The sequence below is a fragment of the Rathayibacter sp. AY1F2 genome (assembly GCF_002930885.1).
GTDB lineage: Bacteria > Actinomycetota > Actinomycetes > Actinomycetales > Microbacteriaceae > Rathayibacter.
The window spans coordinates 83973-104458 of record NZ_PSVG01000006.1 but is presented as its reverse complement, the minus strand read 5'-3'; the positions used below and the strand labels follow the sequence as shown (position 1 = coordinate 104458).

Here is a 20486-nt window from a genome sequence, read left to right as displayed (position 1 = left end):
ATGAGCTCTGCTCGTCAGCTCCAGCTCACCGTCGCGGCTCCTCCGGAGACCGTCAGGCGCAACTCGAAGGTCGTGTTGTAGGGGACGCCGCACATCTGCGCGTTGATGAGCATCTGCGCGCGGTTGGCGAGCGGTCGGCCGAGGTAGTTGAGCGACGAGCCACAGGCTCCCCCGATCGTCCAGGCCGGGCCCCACGGGTTGGCGGTCACCGTGTTGCTCGACAGGTTGTAGGAGGTGTAGAAGCTCATGCTCACCAGTCCGACCCAGGTGTCGATCTTGCAGCCGTTCCGCGCGGACCCGCTCACGGAGCACTCGCTGATGCCGCGCGTCTTCACGTCGGCGCCTTCTCCTCCGATGCGGACGACACTGACGGATCCGTCCTCATAGGTGGAGATCGTGTAATCGCCATCAGGACGCTTCTCCTCGACCACCTTCACGGTCGGGTTAGCGCTCGACAGCGAGTCCCACGCCTCGCCGGCGAGGTACGCCTCGACCAGGTCGTCCTGCGTCTCGGAGGGAACGCCGTACTCCGAGAGGAACTCGCGGGCGATGACGACCTCCGAGTGCTCGGCTTCCGTGCTCGCGCTTGCAGGCGCGGCTCCGGTGAGAGCGAGTGCGAGGACGGCGATCCCCGCGATCAGCTTGGATCTGAATCCAGACATGAGTGTCTCCGTTTCTTGTTCCGGGTGGAACATTGCGTGACAAGGTACTGATGGCGTGCACAGGCGGCCAAGGCTTCGGAGCACGGTGGCGCGTTCGCTGCGCTACAGACGCGATTCTCGCCGCGCCGTGTGCCGGTGCGCGGGGGCCCTGCGCCAGTTCGTGCCGCGGTCCCGTCCGTCTCCGTAGGCTCCGACGCATGTCTGATCAGGTCCAGGCCGGAGTTCAGCACGGAAATGTGCGGGGGATTCTCGCCCGTCGGTGGTTCGCGGTCGCGGCCTCCCTGGTCTTCGCCTTCGGCTGGCTGCTGATCCCCGGAATCGGCTGGCCGATCGGCGCCGTTCTGGTCCTGTGGAGCTCGTCGTGGACCGCCGCCGAGAAGAGCTCGGCGCTCACGATCCCACTGGTCGCGGCCGCGCTGGTCGGCAGCGGAGCGGGGCTCGTATTCGGGCTGCACGCCGTGCCGAGTTCGAGCATGACGATCTGGACCGCGGTGTGTGCCGGGCTGCTGGCGGGAGGCGTGACGAGCGTCGTTCTGGGGGTCCGGCTGTGCGCCGGGGCACTCCGCAGGCCTGCAGCGTCGGGCGACCGCTCGCTGTCCGGGGCGGCCCCTGCGCCTCGCGCGCACGACGTCAGCTGACGGGAGGGGGCGTCGGCTCCTGAGGGAGGCCGCCCTGTCTCAGCCGAGGTCGTGCGCACCCCGGCGGAGGCGAGCGCCTCGACGGCTCGAAGGGCGCAGGTCCGCCGGCGTCCTCGCGCGTCGGCAGGTCCCGCTCAGCGCTCGCCGGCCCCGCTCGCGTCGTAGCGGAGCCGCACCAGCTCAGAGCCCGGCAGAACCGTCGCGTCGAGGAGGCGCAGCCCGTGCTGCGGCGCCCCGGAGTAGAGCGGCGTCCCGCCGCCCGCGAGTCCGGCGCCGACGAGGACGATCAGCTCGTCCACCAGGCCCTGCTCGAGGAGCGGGTTCCAGGTGGTGCCGCTGCCGAACATCAGCAGGTCGCCCCGGTCGCCCTGCTTGAGCAGCTCGATCTCGGCCGGACCCTGCTTCCGCGGCACGATCCGGGTGGTGGCGGCCCACGGCGCCTCCGGATCGGGAGCCAGGGAGTCGCTGATCACCAGCGCGTCGAGCGACGTGACCAGCCGCGCGGTCTCGTGCTCCCGCTCGCCCGCCGTCCCGTCCGCGGCGACGGCGCTCCAGCTGTCCCAGTTGTCGCGGAACCAGCGGCCGCCGTAGACGAGTGTGCCCGCGCGGCGCAGCAGCTCGAGGTTGCGGTCGTTGAACGCGTCCTCGAACGGCAGCGCCGAGAGGTCGTGCCCGGGCCCCTCGAAGCGGCCGTCGAGCGAGGTGAGGACGGAGACGACGAGCCTGCTCATGCGGGGGATGCTACTCAGGCGGGGGTGCCGGGTGAAGGGGCGCGGAGGGCCGCGAGCCGGAGGAAGAGCGGCGGGGGCGACTCATCCGGCAGGGGTGTCCGAGAAGCGTCGGCAGCGGTGTTCCCGATCACCTTTCGATACGCGGCTGGATAGTGTCGAGCCGGGAAAAGGCGTCTACGGGGAACAGGTACAGGTGATGGTCGAGCGACCGGAGTTGGACAGGGCGAAGGAGAGAGTCGCGCGAGCTGCCGGCGATCTGAGCAAGCGTGCGCGGAGCGCTACGACGCAGGTGATGGAGCAGGCCGGCGATCTCCGCGAAGCAGCCGCCGAGAAGTTCGGCCCGAGGAGCCTCCAGTCGTACGAGGAGGTCACGGCCGAATACAACCGCGCCTTCACGGCGATGAGCGACGACGGGCTCTCCCTCCTCCGGCAACGCGAGCGCTCCACCGACCTGATCGCTCTCGTCGAGCTCGTGGTGAACAGCATCGCCAACACGCCCAAGTCCTTCAGCAGGGACTTCGAGCAGATCGAGCTCGACAGAGCCCGGTTCCTGGACGCCGAGGAGATCGCCCGCGCGGATCTCGTCGCTGCACGGAAGTCCGCGGCGGGAGCGGGCGCCGGTGTCACCGCCGGCGCGGCGATCGCGAGCGTCGCGCCGACCGCCGCCATGTGGGTCGCCACCACGTTCGGCACCGCGTCGACCGGGACCGCGATCTCGACCCTGTCCGGTGCCGCTGCGAGCCAGGCCGCCCTGGCATGGCTCGGCGGCGGGGCCGTCGCTGCCGGTGGCGGAGGGACCGTCGCGGGAGGAGCGCTGCTCGCGCTGGCCGGCCCGGTCGGCTGGAGCCTCGCAGGCGCCGCCGTCCTCACCTCGGTCGTCCTGTTCACGAAGAAGAAGTTCGAGAACCGCGAGACGAAGCACGAGATGCTCACCGCCGTGATGCGGAACATCGCGCAGGTGCAGGCGATGGACGCGCAGATCGACGACCTCCTCCAGCGCACCGCCTCTACTCGAGAGCTGCTTCTGAAGGTCTACGGCGAGGCGCTGCCGCTCTTCGGGGCGGACTTCGCGACCCTGGCTCCCGCTCAGCAGTCGCAGCTCGGCGCGCTGGTGAACATCGCGAAAGCGAGTGCGGCACTGCTGAGCGCCCGTGTGGAGCAGGCCGCCGACGATGCCTGATCTCGCCGACGTCGCCCGAAGCACTCACGAGCAGGCCGTCGCCGCCTGGGTGGGCTACCTGAACCAGGTCCGCGTCGATCGACTCATGGGCGCCCTGAGCAGGCAGGACCAGAACCTCTCGACGGCTCTCGACCATCTGGATACGGCCCTCCTGCACATAGGCGACGTGGTCTCGTCGAACCGCGGTGGAGTGAAGGGCGCGCACGGATTCATCGCCGAGGTCGCCGAGGTCGGCATCGGCAACGCCCGCGCCGCTGTGCTCGGGGAGACCGGCGGCAACTCCTGGGTGAACGACAACGGCCCTGTCGATCTCATGCGGAACGGCCTGCTGATCCAGCAGAAGTTCTCCACCGCCGGCGGGCGGTTCGGCCTCGGCGCGATCACGGAGCACCTCGAGAGGTACCCGGACTTCGTGAGGAACGGCGGCAGGTACCAGATCCCGAGCGACCACTTCGAGGCCATCCAGAAGCTGCACGCGATGTCCGCCGAGGATGCAGCGAAGCTCCTCTCCCGCAGCGGGGACGGCCCGTCCCTCCGCGACTGGAACCGTGTGGAGGCCTTCTTCTCGAGCGAGACGATCGACATCGCGGCACTCGAGCCCTCCCGGCTGGAGTACCGGGACGTGCAGCTCGGTGCGTACGCCGACACGTTCGCGGCGGAGGAGGGAAGGATCACGGCGACCGACGAGGCCGCCCGCACGGCTGCCGTTCGGGAGAACCGGGCGACGGTGCGCCAGGGCGCTCAGGCCACCGTCGTCGCCGCCGGGATCGAGGGTGGGACCGCATTCGTCTCCGCGGTCCTCGACAAGCGCCGCGAAGGCACGAAGCTCAAGGAGTTCTCGGCCGACGACTGGAAGGACATCGCGAACGCCTCCGGTCTCGGCGCGGTGAAGGGCGGTGTCCGCGGTCTCACGATCTACTCACTCACCAATCTCACTGCGACGTCGGCCGCCACGGCGAACACGGTCACGACCGCCGCGCTGGGGATCGCGGGCCAGGCGAGCAGGCTGCGAGCGGGCGACATCTCCGAGATCGAGTTCATCGAGAACTCCGAGATCCTCTGCCTCCAGGCCGGCATCAGCGCGCTGTCCTCGGTCGTCGGGCAGGTGCTCATCCCGGTCCCCGTCCTCGGCGCCGTCATCGGCAACACCGTCGGCTCCGTCATGTTCAGCGTCGCGTCGTCCTCGCTCTCCGCCCGGGAAGAAGCGCTCATCGCCGGATATCTCGAGGATCAGCGCTCACTCGATCAACAGCTGGCCGCCGACTACGCCGATCTCCTGGCGAAGCTCGAGACGAGCATGCTGCACTTCATCGACATCCTCGACCGGGCGTTCTCTCCCGACATCGAGGTCGCGCTTCTCGGGGCGATCGACCTCGCGGCCCGAGTCGGGGTGCCCTCGGAGGAGATCCTGGACACCGACGAGAAGGTGAACGCGTACTTCCTCGACTAGGTGCCTGCGGGGCGGGGCCGGACGTCGTTCGTGGCGGGGGCGTTGTGCCGGCCTGGCCCCACGTGTTCCGGATGGTGCTGCCGGCACGCCCGCCCCGCACCCCTCCTCACATCGCTGCTCCCAGCGCCTCCCGCAGCGTCGCCCGCGCCCGCGCGTGCCGGCTCCGCACCGTCGCGGCGCGGAGGGACAGGATCTCGGCCGCCTCGGCGAGGGAGAAGCCGTCCCAGTAGACGAGGGTGATGATCTCCTGGTCGACGGGCTTCAGCTGCGCGATCGCGGCGCGGACGTCCTCGGCCGCGTCGTCGGCCGGCGCGGGCGGAGTGATGCGGAGCTCCTCCGCCAGCCGCTCGACGAGCGCGCTCCTCCGGGTCGCGGTGCGGCGCTGGCCCGAGAGCACCCGCCGTGCGACGCCGAACGCCCACATCCGCGCGCGCGTCTCGTCCTCGGGGATCGACCGCTCCTTCCGCCACAGGATCAGGAGGGTGTCGCTGAGGAGGTCCGCGGCGTCCTCGGGGCTCGCCGTCCGCCGTGCGAAGTAGCGGAGCAGGTCCGGCGCCTCCCGCTCGACCAGGGCCGTGATCTCGGCCTCCCGGTCGCGCGCGGGGGAGCGGACGACGCTGCGCGCGATGGACGGCGCCGCCTCGCCGGCGCTCATCACAGCTCTCCCGTGCAGTCGGTGCTGCCGCCCAGGCCGCCGTCGCCCTCGACGATCACGCCCTCGGGGATCGTGTCGAGGATGTGGTCGTCCGCCGCCGTGATCCAGGCCCGCCAGCGGATCGTCTCCTCCGAGAGGCCGGGGCCGTCGCTGTTCATGTCCGAGGCCAGCCATACGGGGTCGGTCGTGTAGGCGACCGCGTCGTCGTGGATCCGCTGGCCGACGCCGCTCCAGTCCTGCGCGCGGAGGTAGGCGGTCGCGGAGGTGGTGACCTCGCGGTAGTCGATCTCGCCGTTGAAGTAGTCGATCGAGCACGACACCGCTGCGCCGGAGTCGGTGGTGTAGCTGATCGGGATCGTGAAGTCGGGGACCGAGCGGACGTCGGTGCCGGCGCTGGTCGCCAGCACGAGACCCGGGACGAGGAGGACGGGAGCCGCCAGCCACCACGCCCTCGACCGCGCGGGACGGCGGGGCGCGCGTTCGCGGGTCTCGGCGATCACGCTGTGCAGGGCGGTGCGGACGCCGGGCGCCCGGTCGTCGGTCGCGGGGTCGCTGCGGGAGAGCAGGTCGTCGAGTGTGCGTCGCGTCATCGGGTCCATCCTTCGTCGGTCGGGCGTCTACCGAGTACGTGGCCGGGTGGGGCCCGAGCGTTGCACGGGACCTGACGGGAGGAGTGAGCCGAGCCGGTCGCGCGCGCTCACTTCTTAGAACTCCTTCGCGAGGACCCGTCAAAAGGCGCCATATTCGGCTTCACCCCGGTCCTTTTCTCATCGGTTACGGCCCCGACAAGGGGGGCTCACTTCTCTATGGCGAGAGGGAGGCCGACCTATACGTTCATCTTCGGAAGCCCGCGGGGAATGCGTGCTCCCCTCCGGAGTCTGGGGCCTCCGCACTCGCTGCGACATCCGTGTCGTTCGTCGTGTCGACGTTTCGCTCATCTCCACGATCGACAACACGACTGAGAAGCAGAACCATGGCTTTCACGACCCGGCGGCGCCGCCACTCACGGCACCGATCGCCGTCGCGCCTCGGAATGCGGGCCGTCGTCTTCGCGACGATCGGCGCTCTCCTCGTCGGCTCGTGGGGGCTCGGCGACGTCTCCGCCTCGTCTCCCGCTCAGGCCGCGAACCAGGCGGATCCGGTCGCCGGCGACGCCCCCGCCCTTCTCCCGACGCCGGTCGCACCGACACCGCCGACAGCCCCCGAGGCCGATCCGGCACCCGCCCCCTCCGCATCTGCCACCTCGGCACCCACTCCGTCAGCGTCCGCCCCGTCGACGTCCGCCCCGTCGGCACCCGCCGAGGCCGCGGAGTCGCCGAGTGCGACGGCGGAGGAGCCCGCTCAGGACGAGCCCGATCCCGCAGCGCCCCGCGGCGCCGCGCAGACGGAGCAGCCCGTCGAGCCGACGCCCGCCGAGTCGGCGCCCGCTCCCGCGGCGGCCTCGGACGACGATCAGGAGTCGGACCGCGGCCCGCCCGCGACGGCGCGAGCAGCGGGAGGCTTCTCCACGCTCGCGGCCGGCGTCGCCGAGGCCCCGCGACAGGTGTGGACGGAGACCTTCGAGCAGGGTCTGACCACCACCCCGAGCGCGCTCACCGCCTACGCGAACGGCCGCTACACGGCAGCCACCGGCTGGTCGACCGCCACGAACTGCACCGGCGTCCTGGTCAACTACACGGCGCCCTACCCCAACTCCGCCTTCTGCCCGACCCGGCCCCTCCTCACCGTCGGCACGGGATCGTCGGCCGCACGCGAGACCCGCCGCATGGCGGACGTCCTCGGACAGGTGGCGGCCGGAGTGCCGGGGTCCACCTCCAGCAGCGCCCCGGCCAACGGCTCGAACACCGGCACGCAGGCGAACCACGCCCTGGTCGAGTACCCGTACGCCGCCATCACCGGCGGCACGACCGTCGCCCAGAGCGCCGCGGGGATCGGCGTCTCCGCGCCCGCCGCCCGCTACTACGCCGTCGGCATGAACGCCGCCGGCGGGCAGTGCGGGACGAACAACGCGTCCCTCTCCCTCAACCTGGTGTCGGGCGGGTCCACCGTCCTCACCGGATTCGCGGCACCGGTCGTGCCCTGCGCCGCGACCGGCGGCGTGTTCTACACGTCCCCGACCCTCCCGCTGGTCGGCGGGCTCGGCTCGCTCGTCGATCCCGCGCTCCCCGCCTCCGCTCGCGCCGCCGCCTACACCGGCACGAGCACCGCGCTCCTCACTCCGGCGCAGATCGCCGCGGCCCAGGTGCAGCTCGTGAACACGGTCACCGGCACGGGAAGCGCCTTCGCCGTCGACGACCTCCGCGTGCTCGACGTCACTCCCGCTCTCGATGCGGCCTTCACGCAGGCCGTGCCGACCGCGACGGTGCCGACCACGCTGACCTACACGGTCACCAACACCAGCGACCTCCTCGCGAAGGCGGACTGGCGCTTCTCGACCGCTCTCCCGGCCGGCCTCGTCGTGGCCCCGACGCCGGCTGTCGGCGGGTCCTGCACCGACGTCACCGGAACGGCGTTCGCCGTGACCGCGGCCGCCGGATCCTCCACCGTCTCGACGCTCGGCGGCGATCTCGCCGCGGGTGCGACCTCGTGCACGATCTCCGTGGACGTGGTGGCCGCCGCCGCCGGGACGTACAGCACCGGGACCACGACTCCCACCGGCCTCATCGCCTCCGCCCCCACCTCGGTGACGATCCAGGCCGCGACGACCCTCACCGTCCGGAAGAACCTGCCGGTGCGCAGCGCCACGGGCGACCAGTTCACGCTCTCGGTGCGCAGCGGCACGACGGTCCTCGCGTCGGCGACCACCACGGGCACCGCCACCGGGATCCAGGCCGCGCAGATCAGCCGCCTCACCGTGCAGTCCGGAGCGACGTACACGATCGCCGAGGCGCAGACCGCGGGCGCAGGCCTGGGGTACTCCAACAGCTACGAGTGCTCGCGCGGCGGCACGGTCATCGCCTCCGGAGCCTCCGCCGCCGGGTCGATCACGATCCCCAGCGAGGCGGGAGCGGAGGTGCTCTGCACCTTCACGAACACGGTGCAGACGCCGCGCCTGTTCTGCGACACCGGCCGCTTCTACTCCCTCACGGCGGCCGGCGCCCTGCAGCAGGCCGACATCGTCACGGGATCCCTGACCTCGATCGGCAGCTGGTCGGGGACCGCCGAGGCGAACGCGCTCGGCGTCGGCGCGAACGGCGCCTTCGCCTACGCGCTGGACCGCTCGTCCGACGCGACGGACGTCGACGCCGTCCTCAAGTGGACGCCGGACGCCGGCTTCCAGAGGATCGCGAACAGCGCGTACACGACCGTGGCCGGCGGAGCGCAGGTGACCGGCAGCATCGTCGCCGGCGCGGTCGACCTCCGGACGGGCCGGTACCTGTTCGGCAGCTTCGCGAGCGGCCAGTTCTACATCTGGAGCTTCACCGAGGCCAACCCCGTCGCCACCCGGTTCGCCCTCGTCGGCTCCTTCCCCACCTCCGGAACCCCCAACGGCAACGGCGACATGGCGTTCGACGCTCGCGGCAACCTCTACGTCGTCGGCGCGGGCTCGGTCAACAACGCGAGCAGCGCCGCGATCTTCACCGTGCCGGCCGACGCCCTGGCCGCGGCGACCGGCGGCACCCTCCCGGTGAACACGTCGATCGCAAAGGCCGTGACGGGGACCGACGCCGCCTTCGCCAACATCAACGGCATCGCCTTCTCGCCGCGCGGAACCGTCTACCTCGCCAACGGCGACGTCGCCGCCGCGAACGGCGCCCCGGCGATTCCCGGCAGCGCCTACGAGTTCGACGCCACCACGTGGACCCGCGTCAGCGGCACGCCGCGCGTGAGCGTCAACGCCGTCGACCTCTCCGGCTGCTCCTCGCCGGCCACGATCACCGTGCAGAAGAGCGTGGTCGGGCGCCTGGCCGCGGCGGACCAGTTCCAGCTCACGGCCGCCGCCGGCTCCCCGGCGTCGCCGTTCGCCACGGCCACCACCACCGGCGCCACCACCGGCCGCCAGACCGCGCAGATCGGCCCCTTCCCCACTCCGATCAACAGCACGGTGACGGTCTCGGAGGCGATGGCCGCGGGCTCCGCCTCCCCGATCACCGCCTACACGAGCATCTACGAGTGCTACGCGGACGGCGTGCGGGTGAGCACGGGCTCGAACCCGACCGGCACGGTCACCCTCCCGAACCGGCTCGGCGTCAACGTCACCTGCACCTTCTTCAACTCCCCGCGCCCCGCCTCCACGGTGCGCATCACCAAGACGATCCGGGACGCCTCCGGCACGACCCGCCCCGGCGTGGACTGGACGGTGGGCACGACGGCGACGGCCACCGCGGGCACCGTCGCCCTGCTGCCGGAGCAGTCGCCCCGCCAGCAGACGGACGCCGCGGGCCAGGCCGCCTGGACCGTCCTGTTCGGCACGGAGGCGTCGCGGGCGACGCTCACCGTCTCGGAGGTGCAGCAGACGGGCTTCGCGTTCGTCAGCGGCGCCTGCACGGTCAACGGCGCCGCGCGGGCGACCACGTTCTCGCAGTCGGGGACCGTCATCAGCGCGAGCCTCACCGGCATCGCCTCCGCGGCGGTCATCGAGTGCTCGATCGTGAACCGGCCCACGGCCTCCCTCACGCTGGTGAAGACGGTGAGCTCCGGCAGCGCGCTGCCCAGCGACTTCACGCTCAGCGCCACCGGCCCGACCGGCGCCCTGCCCGGCCCGACCGGCCGCGCGGGCTCCGCTGGCGTGTCGGCGATCCCCGTCACCCCGGGTGCCGCCTACCGGCTCGCCGAGACCGGGGGCCCCGCCACCTCCGTGCAGACCGGACCCTGGCAGTGCCGCACCGACACCGGCGCCGCCCTCACCGTGAGCGCGGCCGGAGACGTGACCCCGACGAACGGCGCCGCCGTCACCTGCACCGTGGACAACGCCAGCGCGACGATCACCCTGGTCAAGCAGGTCCTGCGCCCCCAGACCGGCTTCCAGGCCGCCGATTGGCGCGTCACCGCGACGCCCGCCGCACTGGCCGGAGCGACGCTCCCGACGGAGACCCGGGCCGGGGCGGAGTACGTCGCCGCGGGCAACCCGGCGAGCACCTTCGAGGTGCGACCGGGTCACGGCTACACGCTGTCCGAGGCGGCGACGGATCCGACCCGCCGCCTCGCCTACCAGGAACTGCGTCTCGAGCGCCTGACCGGGACGACGTGGTCCCCGGTCGCCTCGCGGACGATCACGGCCCCCACGGCCGGTCAGACGGCGGTCTACCGCTTCGTCAACGCCCCCGTGGACCCCACACGCCTGCCGCTGACCGGTGGCGCCAGCACCGACGCGTTCCTCCTGGGCGGGGGGTCGGTGCTCACTCTCGCACTCGGCCTCCTCCTCTGGGAGCGGCGCCGGAGGCTGCGAGGCCCCACCCGGTGACGCCCCGACCGAGAGCCCCGGCGCTCTCCCGCAGACCCCTTCCCGCACACCTTCGACTCCACGACACCAGCACTCACGACCTCAGTAGGAGAGATCACATGTCCCGCTCACTCACCAGGCGGCTCGCCGCCGCAGCCGGCGTCCTCGCGCTGAGCGCTGCGGCGGTCTTCACCGCCGTCGCGCCGGCGTCAGCGGTCACGCTGCCCGGCAACATCGACCCGACCATCAGCCGCACCCTCACCGTGCACAAGCTCGCGCTGGGCTCCAACAACGGCCAGGCGATCGGCACCGGCCAGGAGATCACGGTCCCCGGTGACGCGCTGCCCGGAGCCGTGTTCACCGCCGCGCGCGTCCAGGGCGTCGACCTCACCACGCCCGACGGCTGGAACCAGGTCGCGAACCTGACCCCGGGCACCGCGGCGACCCGCGTCACCGCCGCCGACACCTTCACCGCCACCAGCGGCACGGACGGCGAGGCCGTGTTCAACAACGGCGCGAGCATGCCGCTCGGCCTCTACCTCGTGACCGAGACCCAGCTCCCCGCCGGAGCCACCAACGGCGCGGCGCCGTTCCTCGTCACCCTGCCGTTCCCGACGGGCCCGACCGGTGCGCCGGCGAACCAGTGGATCTACGACGTCCACGTCTACCCCAAGAACGCGGTCACGGAGCTCACCAAGACGCGCGTCCCCGCGGCGGCGAACTCGGTCGAGGCGCGCAACCCCGACCTCATCCGCTGGGCCATCGCCTCGGACGTCCCGGTGCTCGCCGCCGGTGACACGCTCGACACGTTCACCCTCACCGACACGCTCCCCGCCGAGCTGACCTACCTGCCGACCGGCCCGGCCGGCGTCGCGCCCACCGGCATCACGGTGACCAGCGCCGCGGGCACCGCGCCCGCACCGGCGTTCATCGCGAACACCGACTACACGCTCGGCTACGACGCCGCGACCCGGAACGTGACGCTGAACTTCTTGCAGTCCGGCCTCACCAAGCTCCAGGGCCTGCAGGGCGGCGTCGTCACCCTCACGGTGCTCACCCGCGCCACCGCCATCCCGGCCAACGGCATCATCACCAACTCGGCGACGAGCGTCGTGAACGGGGCCACGGAGACGGTCACCGGCAGCACCCCGATCGGTCAGCTGACCGTGTACGCCTACCAGAACAACGGCGCCAACCGCGTGCCGCTCGCGGGAGCGGTCTACCAGGTGTTCCTCACCGAGAACGACGCCAACCTCGGCCAGAACCCGGTGTTCATCAACGGCAACCAGAACTGGACGACCGGGGCGAACGGCATCGTCGAGATCCCGATCATCACGCCGGGCAACTACTACGTCCGCGAGCTGACCCCGCCCGCCGGATTCCGTCTGCCCACCCCGGCCCAGGTGCTGACGCAGGTCGTCGCCGGACCGAGCTCGGCCACCGCGCCGATCCAGAACTACGTCGAGTTCCTCCACACCCAGGTGCCGGCGTTCGCCCTGCCCCTCACCGGTGGCGGCGCGCAGTGGTTCACCCTCGGTGGAGGCGCGCTCCTCGCCCTCGCGATCGGTTCGGGCCTGATCGCCTCGCGCCGCCGCACCGCGCTGGCTGCTCAGACCGCCGAGTAACGTCACACCATGACGAAGTCGAATGCGGGGCACCCGTCGGGTGCCCCGCATTCCTCTGTCTCCGGCCCTTTTCCTCCGCGGAGGCGGATCCACCGCCGGCCGCGGTGGCGGCTCCCGATCGCCCCGCTGGTCATCGCGCTCATCAGCCTCTCGGGGGTGGCGCTGCTGCTGTACCCCGTCGCCGCCAGCTGGCTCAGCGCCGTCGAGCAGGCGCGCGAGATCGACTCGCTCACGCAGGACATCACCGACCTCGGCGCCGAGACCCTCCGGCAGAACCTCGTCGAGGCCCGCGCCTACAACCAGAGCCTCAGCGGAGGCGGCGCGGCCGTCGCCGCGAACGAGCGCCTCCCCCTCGCCGACGACGAGCAGGTCGCCGACCGGGAGCGCTACTCCTCCCTCCTGCGTGGCGACGCCGAGGGACTGATGGCCCGCATCCGGATCCCCGCCATCGACGTGGACCTGCCGATCTTCCACGGCACGAGCGACGCCGTCCTCGAGCGCGGCGTCGGCCATCTCGAGGGCACCGCCCTGCCGGTCGGCGGCCCCTCCACCCACTCGGTGCTCACCGGCCACCGCGGCCTCGCCTCCGCCGAGCTCTTCACCCACCTCGACCGCGTCGACGTCGGCGACACCTTCACCATCGAGGTCTACGGCGAGGTGGTCACCTACCGCGTGCGCGAGACGCTCGTCGTCGAGCCGGAGGACACGCAGAGCCTCCTCGTGCAGCCCGGCCAGGACCTCCTGACCCTCGTCACCTGCACCCCGCTCGGGATCAACACCCACCGCATCCTCGTCACCGGCGAACGGGTGATCCCGACGCCGCAGTCGGACGTGGACGCGGCGGGGGAGTCGCCCGACGTCGCCGGGTTCCCGTGGTGGGCGGTCGCGGCCGGAGGCGCTGTGGTCGCCGCCGGAGTGTACGTGTGGTGGGCGGGGCGGCCGGCGCGCGGCGCGTGGGTGCCGGTGGTGGTCGCCGACGAGCGGGACAAGGTTCCTGCGGATCGGTGAGGCGAGGGGGTACGGATCTCCACCGTCCTGCTCAGGTCGCTTCGGCGCCGTCCTGTCCCCGTCGTCGGGAGCGCAGCTGCGCCGGCCTGGTCAGGCGGGGCGCCACTCCTCGAGGAACTCGGCGACCGTCTTCGTCTCGAGGTCGAGCTCGACCTGCCCGAGGAGGTAGTGGGGATCGGTGAGATCGGCCTTCACGCGGATGATCTCGGCCCCGGTGTCGAGGCGGACGACGACGAGGTCGTAGGGCGCGAGGAACCCGCTGCCCAGCGCCATGTCGATGGTGAGGCGGAGCCGCCCGAAGCGCCGCAGCTGCAGCTCGGCGCGGAGGTGCTCGGCGGCGACCTCGGGAGCGTCGGGAGTGGGGTCGGGCATGGGGGAGACGGTACCGAAGCGGGGGTGGTAGACCTCTGGCCGCGCCCGCGGTTGGCGGAGACATGACCGGAGTCGCTGTGACGCGGTCAGTCCCGCAGCCCGACCGTCACCGCTCGGCTCTCCGGCGCCGCGATCAGGTTCTTCGCCACCGCGGCGGAGAGGTACGACGTCGCGTCGTGCCGGCGCAGAGTGACGACCGAGGCGACGGCTCGCACCGCCAGGACGATCGGAGCGAAGCTCGGCCCTGAGGTCAACCAGTCTCCGACCGCGACGCCGACCTCGGTCATCGGGATCAGCAGCGTCATCGGATCGAGTCGCCCGCCGCCCTCGCCTTTCAGAGGTCCGGACGCTCGGTGCAGCTCCGTGACCCGCGCCTTGTAGGTGATGAGAGCGTCCTCGAGCTCCCGGCCGTCGTCCGCCTCGGTGACGGCGAGCCGCACGTCCCGGAGGCCGTCGAGGTACCGAGCGAGCAGCTTCTCCTTGCTCTGCCGGAAGGCCACGATGTCGTCGAAGGTCGCATCCTGGTGTGGCTCGGGGATGTCGTAGAGCGTGAGGGCGAGTGCGCGCTGGTCGGAGGCGTCGTCGATCGCGAACAGCGCCTGGCGGGCAGTCGCCGTCGTGGCCACGCCGTACTGCCAGCCCTTCGCCTGGCAGAGACGCCGGCCGCAGATCGCGAGGAGCGCGGGGACGAGGTTCTGTCTGGTCGCTCGGAACTGAGAGCCGTCGCGAGAAGCCGGCCTGAGGTAGTCGTTCTCGACGAGCCAGTGCTCCAGTTCGTAGGGGAGCTTGCGGGCGAACAGCCTGTCGGACTGCTGCCAGTCGTCGGTCGTGAACGTGTACCGCTCTGCAGAGCGGATACACTCGGCGACCGCTTGATCTCGAGTGGGCTCGTCGAGGTCGTCGAGGTCAGCAGGGATCCACCAGCCTCGATCCTGCATCTCGGCGAGGGCCTCGGTCGGCGCGAACCGTCGCGGAGAGATCGTCGCGAACCGCTCGCTCAGCAGCAGGGCCTTCTTCATCTCGGCCTCGGGCGGAACGATGAGCGGCGACAGCAGGAGGGTGTAGTCGAGGGTCGGGTGCATTGGTTCTCCGATCGTCTGGGCGGCTGGTGCGTGACGGCGCTAGTAAGGCGCTCTGTGCTTCGCGGCGTCGCTTCTCTCACGGACGCGTGAGACGGGAGCGCTCGTGCCATGCTTCTGGCCGATGCCGTGCGCACCTCTGACCCTCGCCCTCCAACTCGAGGGGGTGGTAGCCCTGAGAGTAGGGGCGATGCCTTGAGCGGGATAGGGCAGGAGCCCATGCTCCTCAGATGGCCGTACTGTTCGCACTGATCACGACTCATCGAACCATGAACGACTCGAGCAGTCGCAGTGAGTCCCTGCTCTACGCGGTTTCGCGGAGCTCATCGCTGACCAGGAGGCGACGGGCGACTTCCCAGTCCCGCAGACAAAATCCGCGTCAGTGACGCCTATCATTAAAGCAAAACGGAAGCGAGACGCCGGCGGTGCCTCCGGGTTGTGGGTATCGTCAGTCCTAGCGCCTAACTGACTGACAATGTCTCCAGAGACAAAACCGCAAAATTTAGATTTCTCGGCATCAAACGTTGAAAAAAGGATAAATTATGCCTGCGGCCCACATTACGCAAACTACTTTTCGCGTCGCTGATTTCCTCTCCTGGCAACGGCAGGGGCAATTACAGCTTAGCCCGACCTTCCAGCGACGATCGGTTTGGAATGTAAGTCAAAAATCGTACTTGATCGATACAATTGCGCGCGGCCTTCCAGTACCAATAATCTTCATTCGCGAATCGATTGACCTCGACACACAGTCAAGTTCGAGAGAGGTTGTCGACGGGCAACAAAGACTCCGGACTTTAATTTCATTTATTGACCCGGAGGCATTGCCAGATCTCGATGAGGCCCGTGATATATTTACAGTCAGAAAGATTCATAATTCCGATATCGCCGATAAGCCATTTGATCGACTACCCAAGGACGTGCGAGTTGCGATACTTGGGTATGAGATAAGTACTCACGTTCTTCCGTTGTCCTTTGAAGATCGCGACGTGCTACAAGTGTTCGCTCGAATGAACTCGACGGGCCAAAAGCTAAACCAGCAAGAATTAAGAAATGCGCAATATGCAGGCGCATTCAAGACGTACGCATATGAACTCGCCACCGAACAACTGGATCGATGGAGAGATTGGGGAATTTTTTCAGAAGATCAGGTCTCTCGTATGAGGGAGGTTGATCTGGTAAGCGACCTTCTGATCAACGCGGCAGCCGGTCTAACAGGCAAGTCTCAACCGGCGATCGACAAGTTCTACGATCGTCACGACCTTGAATGGCAGGGAGCGGAGCAATATTCCGCACGGTTCCGGCACGTTATGGACTCGATCGATAAAATTCTTGGAGACGAGCTTCGTGCCAAATCACCAACAGCCTGGAGAAGCGAAGTTAACTTCTTTACCCTGTTCGCGGTGCTCTACGACCTGGAATGGAACCTTGGATCGACCCCGGAGGCTCAATCCGCCCGCAAGCTCCCGCCAGTGACAGCCAGGCGCCTCGAAGAGATCGGGCGACGCATACGAGCCGGTGAAGTTCCGGCTGCCGTTCTTGATGCGATGCAACGCGCTTCAGCAGATCTCGGTCGTCGGCGCACAAGATTTGATTTTGTTAAAGATGCCATCGAAACCCGCTAGCACGGTCGCGGATGCTTGCGCGCGAAGAGCTAAATACATCATTGCATATTCCGCACGTATTTCGGCCCGATGTAATTCTGATGCGGACAAGAACCAGGTCTATGCAGGAGCCTATGTGGCGTACCTTGCTTTCTTCGAGCAACAGCTCGAAGAACTTTTCCTAGGCCTCCTCAGTTCGAGATATGCGCACCCGAATCCTGCCGTGCGCCCATTGGTTGCCACTTCCAACCGAACAGTCGCGGCTGGGTTGGTCAGAGGTGGCAGAAGTTATGTCGACTGGCTGCCGTATGAACTACACACAAAGAAGCGAGCTCCGGCTTTTTTTAAGGACGGGGAGCCTTTCAGCCGTTTGGAGAAAGCTGAGCGAGATGTGCTTGAAAGAGCGTCTATCTTGCGGAACGCGCTTGCACATCAGAGTGATCATTCTCTTAGTCGCTTCTCTGCAATGTTCACTGCTGGAAAGACTCTTCGTTCCAGCGAGCTGCGTCCTGGTGGCTATCTTCGCGGTTCCCATTCGCTCGGGCGAAATAGGTTTCAGATGCAACTACTCGAATTGGTTCGAGTAATGCGGATTCTCGCGACGTGACGGCGTTGTGGTAATGGTGATAATACTTATTAGGCTAAGTTTACATGCTAATAGTTGAGCTTCGCTACGTCTTGGTTCAGTGAACACGTCGCTCCTTCTTTACAAAGCTATGGTGCGTTCAAGCCACAACTTCGACACGCGCTCGAGCATCGACTTTGTGCAGGATGTCCACGATGGCCGTGACGTCGGACTCCTCGAAGAGATAGTCGATGCCGCTCGGAGCGCGGTCTGTGTAGGGCGATTCGTAGAGCCGACCGGCGCTCATCAGGCCGTTCGCGGTGAGCTCGTCGGCGATCAGGTGGATGAAGCGGATCTGATCGACGGAGAAGCGCGAGCCGTCGAGGAAGCGTGCGAACGACTCGAGCGCCGCTTCCCTGTCCAGCCCGACGAGAGAGCGGATGAACGGCCCGAGCCCGTGCGCCTGTTCGGCGGCGAGAACGATATCGGCTTTCGAGCCGGCACCGCTCGCGAGCAGCATCGACTCGAGGGCAGCCAGGTCATCGGGAGTGAGCTGCCGGTTCCGGCGCAGGCGTTGCAGCGCGAGGTGGTCCTCGTGCTGCCGCAGGTAGGCGGCCGCCTTCGCGCGGAACCGTTCGAGATCGGTACCCGGAGTGGTCTGCGCTAGGAAGATCTCGGTAGCGTCGCCGAGCTCGTCGATGAAGTCGGTGTAGACCCGTGGACGGGTGACGTTCGGCACGAATCCGGCGAGCTCGCGGATGCGTATCCGAGCGGTCTCGAGCATGCCGACGGTCACATCGATCCACCAGTCGTCGCCGGCGACCTCTTCAAGCAGGACGAGTTGCGAGGCGACGGCCGGAATGGCCGACTTGCCGAGTAGCGCCGTCGCGATCGACTGCACCTGTTGACGGATGCGCTCGGCGGCGGCCGCGTCGCCGTCGAGCTGTGCGAGCTGCCTGCGGAGGATGAGCAGATCGAAGCGCTTCGCGTCGACGTCGTCGTCCTTCACGCCTGACGGCAGGCCAGCCAGATGCGCGAGTACCTCCGCCGCCTCCTCGGGGGTCAACGCAACCCAAGCGTCCGAGGCGGCGAACTGCTCGACCCAGCGCCGTTCCGGACGCACGAGGATGTTATCGATGTTCATGCCTGCGATGACCCGATGCAGGGTGTCGGCAGTCGTAGCGCGCAGCTCTCCCTCGAGGTGCTCACGATCGAGCGCAGTGAGCAGCCCGAGCCGTGCTTCGAAGAGCCGCTGGCTGAGCGACTTCTGGGTCGAGCCTTCGCTGCCTGGGAGGTCCTGGCTGAAGAACTCCAGATTTCCGCAGAAGTCGAAGACCAAGAAGTCCTGTTTAGGGAGACCCTCCCCGAACAGGTCGGGGCGCAGGCGGGTGCCGCGACCGATCATCTGCCAGAACTTCGACATCGACCGCACCGTCTTGAAGAAGACCAGGTTCACAATCTCAGGCACGTCGATACCCGTGTCGAGCATGTCGACGGAGATCGCGATGTGCGGAGCGCGGTCGGCGATCGAGAACTCGTCGATCAGATTCTGCGCGTAGGGCGTGCCATGGGTGATGACACGGGCGAAGTGGCCGGCTTGCTCCGGGTACTGCTCGTCGAAGCGACGCTGGATGAATTCGGCGTGCGCCTGGTTCTTCGCGAACACGATCGTCTTGCCGAGCCGGTCGCCGCCGGCGACCTTGTACCCGCGCGTCATCAGGGTCGCCAGCACCTTGTCGACGGTGTCCTCGTTGAAGAGGAAGCGGTTCACTTCCTCCGCGTCGACCGCGGTTGGTGGCCCGCCATCGCCCCAGTCGAGCGCATCCCAGTCGTCCTTCTCCTCGTCGCTGAGGTCGTCGTAGCGGATGCCCTGGCGCAGGAATCGAGTACCGACGGAGACTCCGCGCGGCGGCACCAGGAATCCCTCTGCGACGGCCTCGTCGAGCCCGTATGAATCGGTTGGTACGCCGTCCTCGAGGTGGAACCGGCGGTAGGTGTTGTGGTCGACCTCGTTCTTCGGCGTCGCCGTCAGGCCGACGAGCAGCGCGTCGAACCAGTCGAAGATTGCCCCGTACTTTTGGTAAATCGACCGGTGCGCTTCATCGATCACGATCAGGTCGAAGAACCCCGGTCCGAACCGCCGCGTCGGTGCACCTTCGCCGTCGCTCATGTGGTCGATGAGGTTCATCATCGTGGGGTACGTCGAGACGTAGACGCGCCCCTCAGCGTTTCGCTCGGTGACCAGATTGACTGTCGCGGCCCCGGGCAGGTGCGCCTTGAACGCGTTCGCCGCTTGGTTCACGAGCGCGGTGCGGTCGGCGAGGAACAGGATGCGCTTGGCCCAGTTCGCCTTCATCAACTGATCGGCCAGCGCTATGACCGTCCGCGTCTTGCCGGACCCCGTCGCCATGACCAGCAGAGCCTGCCGTTGCTTGCGATCGAACGCGTCCCCGACAGCCCGGATCGCCCGCACCTGGTAGTGGCGGCCGGCGATGCCCGGACTCACGGCGGCGCCGGACAGGGCTGAACGGGTTGAGCGGCGCTGCATCATCAGCTCCAGCTCGCTGCGCGTGAAGAACCCGGCGACCTGCCGCGGCGGGTACCCCGCAGCGTCGTCCCAGAGCCAGTGCTCGTAGCCGTTGGTGAAGAAGACCACCGGCCGCCGCCCGTAGGCCGCTTCGAGGCGGTCCGCATAGAGCTTCGCCTGCTGCTGCCCGACCTGCGCACTCTTCGTCGTGCGCTTCGCCTCAACAACCCCGAGCGGCAGCCCGTCACTTCCCCAGAGCACGTAGTCGACGAATCCCACACCTTGCCCGTTCGGCATGCCGGCGACCTCATACTCGCGATCGCGCGCCTCGGTGAGTGGCCAGCCCGCCTCGGCGAGCAGCACGTCGATGAACAGGTCGCGGGTCTCGGCTTCGGAGTAGTCGTGGTTGTCGGTTGTGTTATTCGACGCCTGTGCGGCGGCCACCTGCGCCCGCAACTGCTCGATCTCCGCCGCTTGTACGGCCGCCAGCTCATCACGGTTTGCAAGCGCCTTCGCGTGAGCTTCGTCCTGCGCAGCGAACTTTGCCGCGAGCCGTTGCACGTCCTCGCGGGTGAGCGGTGCCGCTCGGGCGGCGAGAGCGGAATCGAACGATGCGCCCGTCGGGACGCCCTCCGGATGCGCTGAATGCCGGAACACCGCCCACACCAGCACGTGATGCAACTCACGCAACGCCGCCAATGCGATGTCGGGCCGCACCGGCTGCGGAGCATGCACCGCTAAATTGCCCAACTTGCGGATCAGGTTCAGCTTCTGCCCAATCCCCACCCCCGCAACCCGCGCGAAGCTGGCGTCGTTGATGCGCGCGGCGAGATCGTCCTGGTACGGGACGGGCAGATCGAGCACCTCGAACAGGTGGCTAACGAGCTGCTCGATAGCGCGGCGGCTATAGAAACAGGCCGACCGTGGGTCACTCGACAGGTAGGACTCAGCGCGGGAGGCGTCGGCACAGACGTCCGGCCACGCTGCGCGCACGAAATCAAAGTTCACGG

14 protein-coding genes are annotated in these 20486 nt (G+C 68.6%); 7 read left to right on the top strand and 7 right to left on the bottom strand.

Annotated features, from left to right (window positions below; genetic code table 11):
• Positions 1 to 14 precede the first annotated feature (14 nt).
• Entirely contained in the window at positions 15 to 662 is a 648-nt protein-coding gene (locus C5C54_RS06910) for a hypothetical protein (protein WP_104288030.1), read from the bottom strand.
• 197 nt (positions 663 to 859) lie between these two features.
• Here C5C54_RS06910 and C5C54_RS06905 point away from each other — a divergent pair, with 197 nt between their 5' ends.
• Complete coding sequence (locus C5C54_RS06905; protein WP_146078440.1) at positions 860 to 1300, top strand: hypothetical protein; 441 nt, start codon at positions 860 to 862, stop codon at positions 1298 to 1300.
• Between the two features lie 134 nt (positions 1301 to 1434).
• On the opposite strand, the gene C5C54_RS06900 is transcribed toward C5C54_RS06905, so the two are convergent.
• On the bottom strand, positions 1435 to 2031 hold the full coding sequence (locus tag C5C54_RS06900) for a dihydrofolate reductase family protein (protein ID WP_104288029.1): 597 nt from the start codon (positions 2029 to 2031) through the stop codon (positions 1435 to 1437).
• A 292-nt stretch (positions 2032 to 2323) separates the two neighbouring features.
• Here C5C54_RS06900 and C5C54_RS06895 point away from each other — a divergent pair, with 292 nt between their 5' ends.
• Both C5C54_RS06895 and C5C54_RS06890 read left to right on the top strand, forming a co-directional pair.
• Positions 2324 to 3211, top strand: coding sequence for a hypothetical protein (locus C5C54_RS06895; RefSeq protein WP_219812167.1), 888 nt, complete (start codon positions 2324 to 2326; stop codon positions 3209 to 3211).
• On the top strand, positions 3204 to 4661 hold the full coding sequence (locus C5C54_RS06890) for a hypothetical protein (RefSeq protein WP_104288028.1): 1458 nt from the start codon (positions 3204 to 3206) through the stop codon (positions 4659 to 4661). Before C5C54_RS06895 ends, C5C54_RS06890 begins: the two co-directional genes overlap by 8 nt.
• Before the next feature lie 106 nt (positions 4662 to 4767).
• On the opposite strand, the gene C5C54_RS06885 is transcribed toward C5C54_RS06890, so the two are convergent.
• Positions 4768 to 5316, bottom strand: a complete 549-nt coding sequence (locus C5C54_RS06885) for an RNA polymerase sigma factor (RefSeq protein WP_104262553.1) — start codon at positions 5314 to 5316, stop codon at positions 4768 to 4770.
• Positions 5316 to 5906 (bottom strand): hypothetical protein, encoded by a 591-nt coding sequence (locus tag C5C54_RS06880; protein WP_104288027.1) that lies wholly within the window; start codon positions 5904 to 5906, stop codon positions 5316 to 5318. The genes C5C54_RS06885 and C5C54_RS06880 overlap by 1 nt, the downstream gene beginning before the upstream one ends.
• A gap of 383 nt (positions 5907 to 6289) precedes the next feature.
• Here C5C54_RS06880 and C5C54_RS06875 point away from each other — a divergent pair, with 383 nt between their 5' ends.
• The 3 genes from C5C54_RS06875 (at position 6290) to C5C54_RS06865 (ending at position 13332) form a co-directional block, all read left to right on the top strand.
• Positions 6290 to 10720 (top strand): LPXTG cell wall anchor domain-containing protein, encoded by a 4431-nt coding sequence (locus tag C5C54_RS06875; protein WP_146078799.1) that lies wholly within the window; start codon positions 6290 to 6292, stop codon positions 10718 to 10720.
• A gap of 98 nt (positions 10721 to 10818) precedes the next feature.
• The gene (locus tag C5C54_RS06870) at positions 10819 to 12324 is read left to right on the top strand and encodes a SpaH/EbpB family LPXTG-anchored major pilin (RefSeq protein WP_104288025.1); all 1506 of its coding nucleotides are present in this window, start codon (positions 10819 to 10821) and stop codon (positions 12322 to 12324) included.
• A gap of 9 nt (positions 12325 to 12333) precedes the next feature.
• Complete coding sequence (locus C5C54_RS06865) at positions 12334 to 13332, top strand: class C sortase (RefSeq protein ID WP_104288024.1); 999 nt, start codon at positions 12334 to 12336, stop codon at positions 13330 to 13332.
• Between the two features lie 90 nt (positions 13333 to 13422).
• Here the strand turns inward: C5C54_RS06865 and C5C54_RS06860 are convergent, their stop codons facing one another.
• On the bottom strand, positions 13423 to 13704 hold the full coding sequence (locus C5C54_RS06860) for a hypothetical protein (protein ID WP_104274018.1): 282 nt from the start codon (positions 13702 to 13704) through the stop codon (positions 13423 to 13425).
• Between the two features lie 86 nt (positions 13705 to 13790).
• A complete protein-coding gene (locus C5C54_RS06855) occupies positions 13791 to 14786 on the bottom strand; it encodes a hypothetical protein (RefSeq protein WP_104288023.1) in 996 nt (331 codons plus the stop codon).
• 539 nt (positions 14787 to 15325) lie between these two features.
• On the opposite strand from C5C54_RS06855, the gene C5C54_RS06850 reads away from it, so the two are divergent.
• Positions 15326 to 16405, top strand: a complete 1080-nt coding sequence (locus C5C54_RS06850; protein WP_104288022.1) for a DUF262 domain-containing protein — start codon at positions 15326 to 15328, stop codon at positions 16403 to 16405.
• 704 nt (positions 16406 to 17109) lie between these two features.
• Here the strand turns inward: C5C54_RS06850 and C5C54_RS06845 are convergent.
• Positions 17110 to 20484 (bottom strand): DEAD/DEAH box helicase family protein, encoded by a 3375-nt coding sequence (locus tag C5C54_RS06845; protein WP_104288055.1) that lies wholly within the window; start codon positions 20482 to 20484, stop codon positions 17110 to 17112.
• Positions 20485 to 20486 lie beyond the last annotated feature (2 nt).

Coding starts and splice junctions, on each gene's coding strand:
- C5C54_RS06910 (WP_104288030.1), bottom strand. CDS start 662: ATGTCTGGATTCAGATCCAAGCTGATCGCGGGGATCGCCGTCCTCGCA.
- C5C54_RS06850 (WP_104288022.1), top strand. CDS start 15,326: ATGCCTGCGGCCCACATTACGCAAACTACTTTTCGCGTCGCTGATTTC.
- C5C54_RS06890 (WP_104288028.1), top strand. CDS start 3,204: ATGCCTGATCTCGCCGACGTCGCCCGAAGCACTCACGAGCAGGCCGTC.
- C5C54_RS06875 (WP_146078799.1), top strand. CDS start 6,290: ATGGCTTTCACGACCCGGCGGCGCCGCCACTCACGGCACCGATCGCCG.
- C5C54_RS06865 (WP_104288024.1), top strand. CDS start 12,334: ATGACGAAGTCGAATGCGGGGCACCCGTCGGGTGCCCCGCATTCCTCT.
- C5C54_RS06885 (WP_104262553.1), bottom strand. CDS start 5,316: ATGAGCGCCGGCGAGGCGGCGCCGTCCATCGCGCGCAGCGTCGTCCGC.
- C5C54_RS06900 (WP_104288029.1), bottom strand. CDS start 2,031: ATGAGCAGGCTCGTCGTCTCCGTCCTCACCTCGCTCGACGGCCGCTTC.
- C5C54_RS06880 (WP_104288027.1), bottom strand. CDS start 5,906: ATGACGCGACGCACACTCGACGACCTGCTCTCCCGCAGCGACCCCGCG.
- C5C54_RS06905 (WP_146078440.1), top strand. CDS start 860: ATGTCTGATCAGGTCCAGGCCGGAGTTCAGCACGGAAATGTGCGGGGG.
- C5C54_RS06895 (WP_219812167.1), top strand. CDS start 2,324: ATGGAGCAGGCCGGCGATCTCCGCGAAGCAGCCGCCGAGAAGTTCGGC.
- C5C54_RS06870 (WP_104288025.1), top strand. CDS start 10,819: ATGTCCCGCTCACTCACCAGGCGGCTCGCCGCCGCAGCCGGCGTCCTC.
- C5C54_RS06855 (WP_104288023.1), bottom strand. CDS start 14,786: ATGCACCCGACCCTCGACTACACCCTCCTGCTGTCGCCGCTCATCGTT.
- C5C54_RS06860 (WP_104274018.1), bottom strand. CDS start 13,704: ATGCCCGACCCCACTCCCGACGCTCCCGAGGTCGCCGCCGAGCACCTC.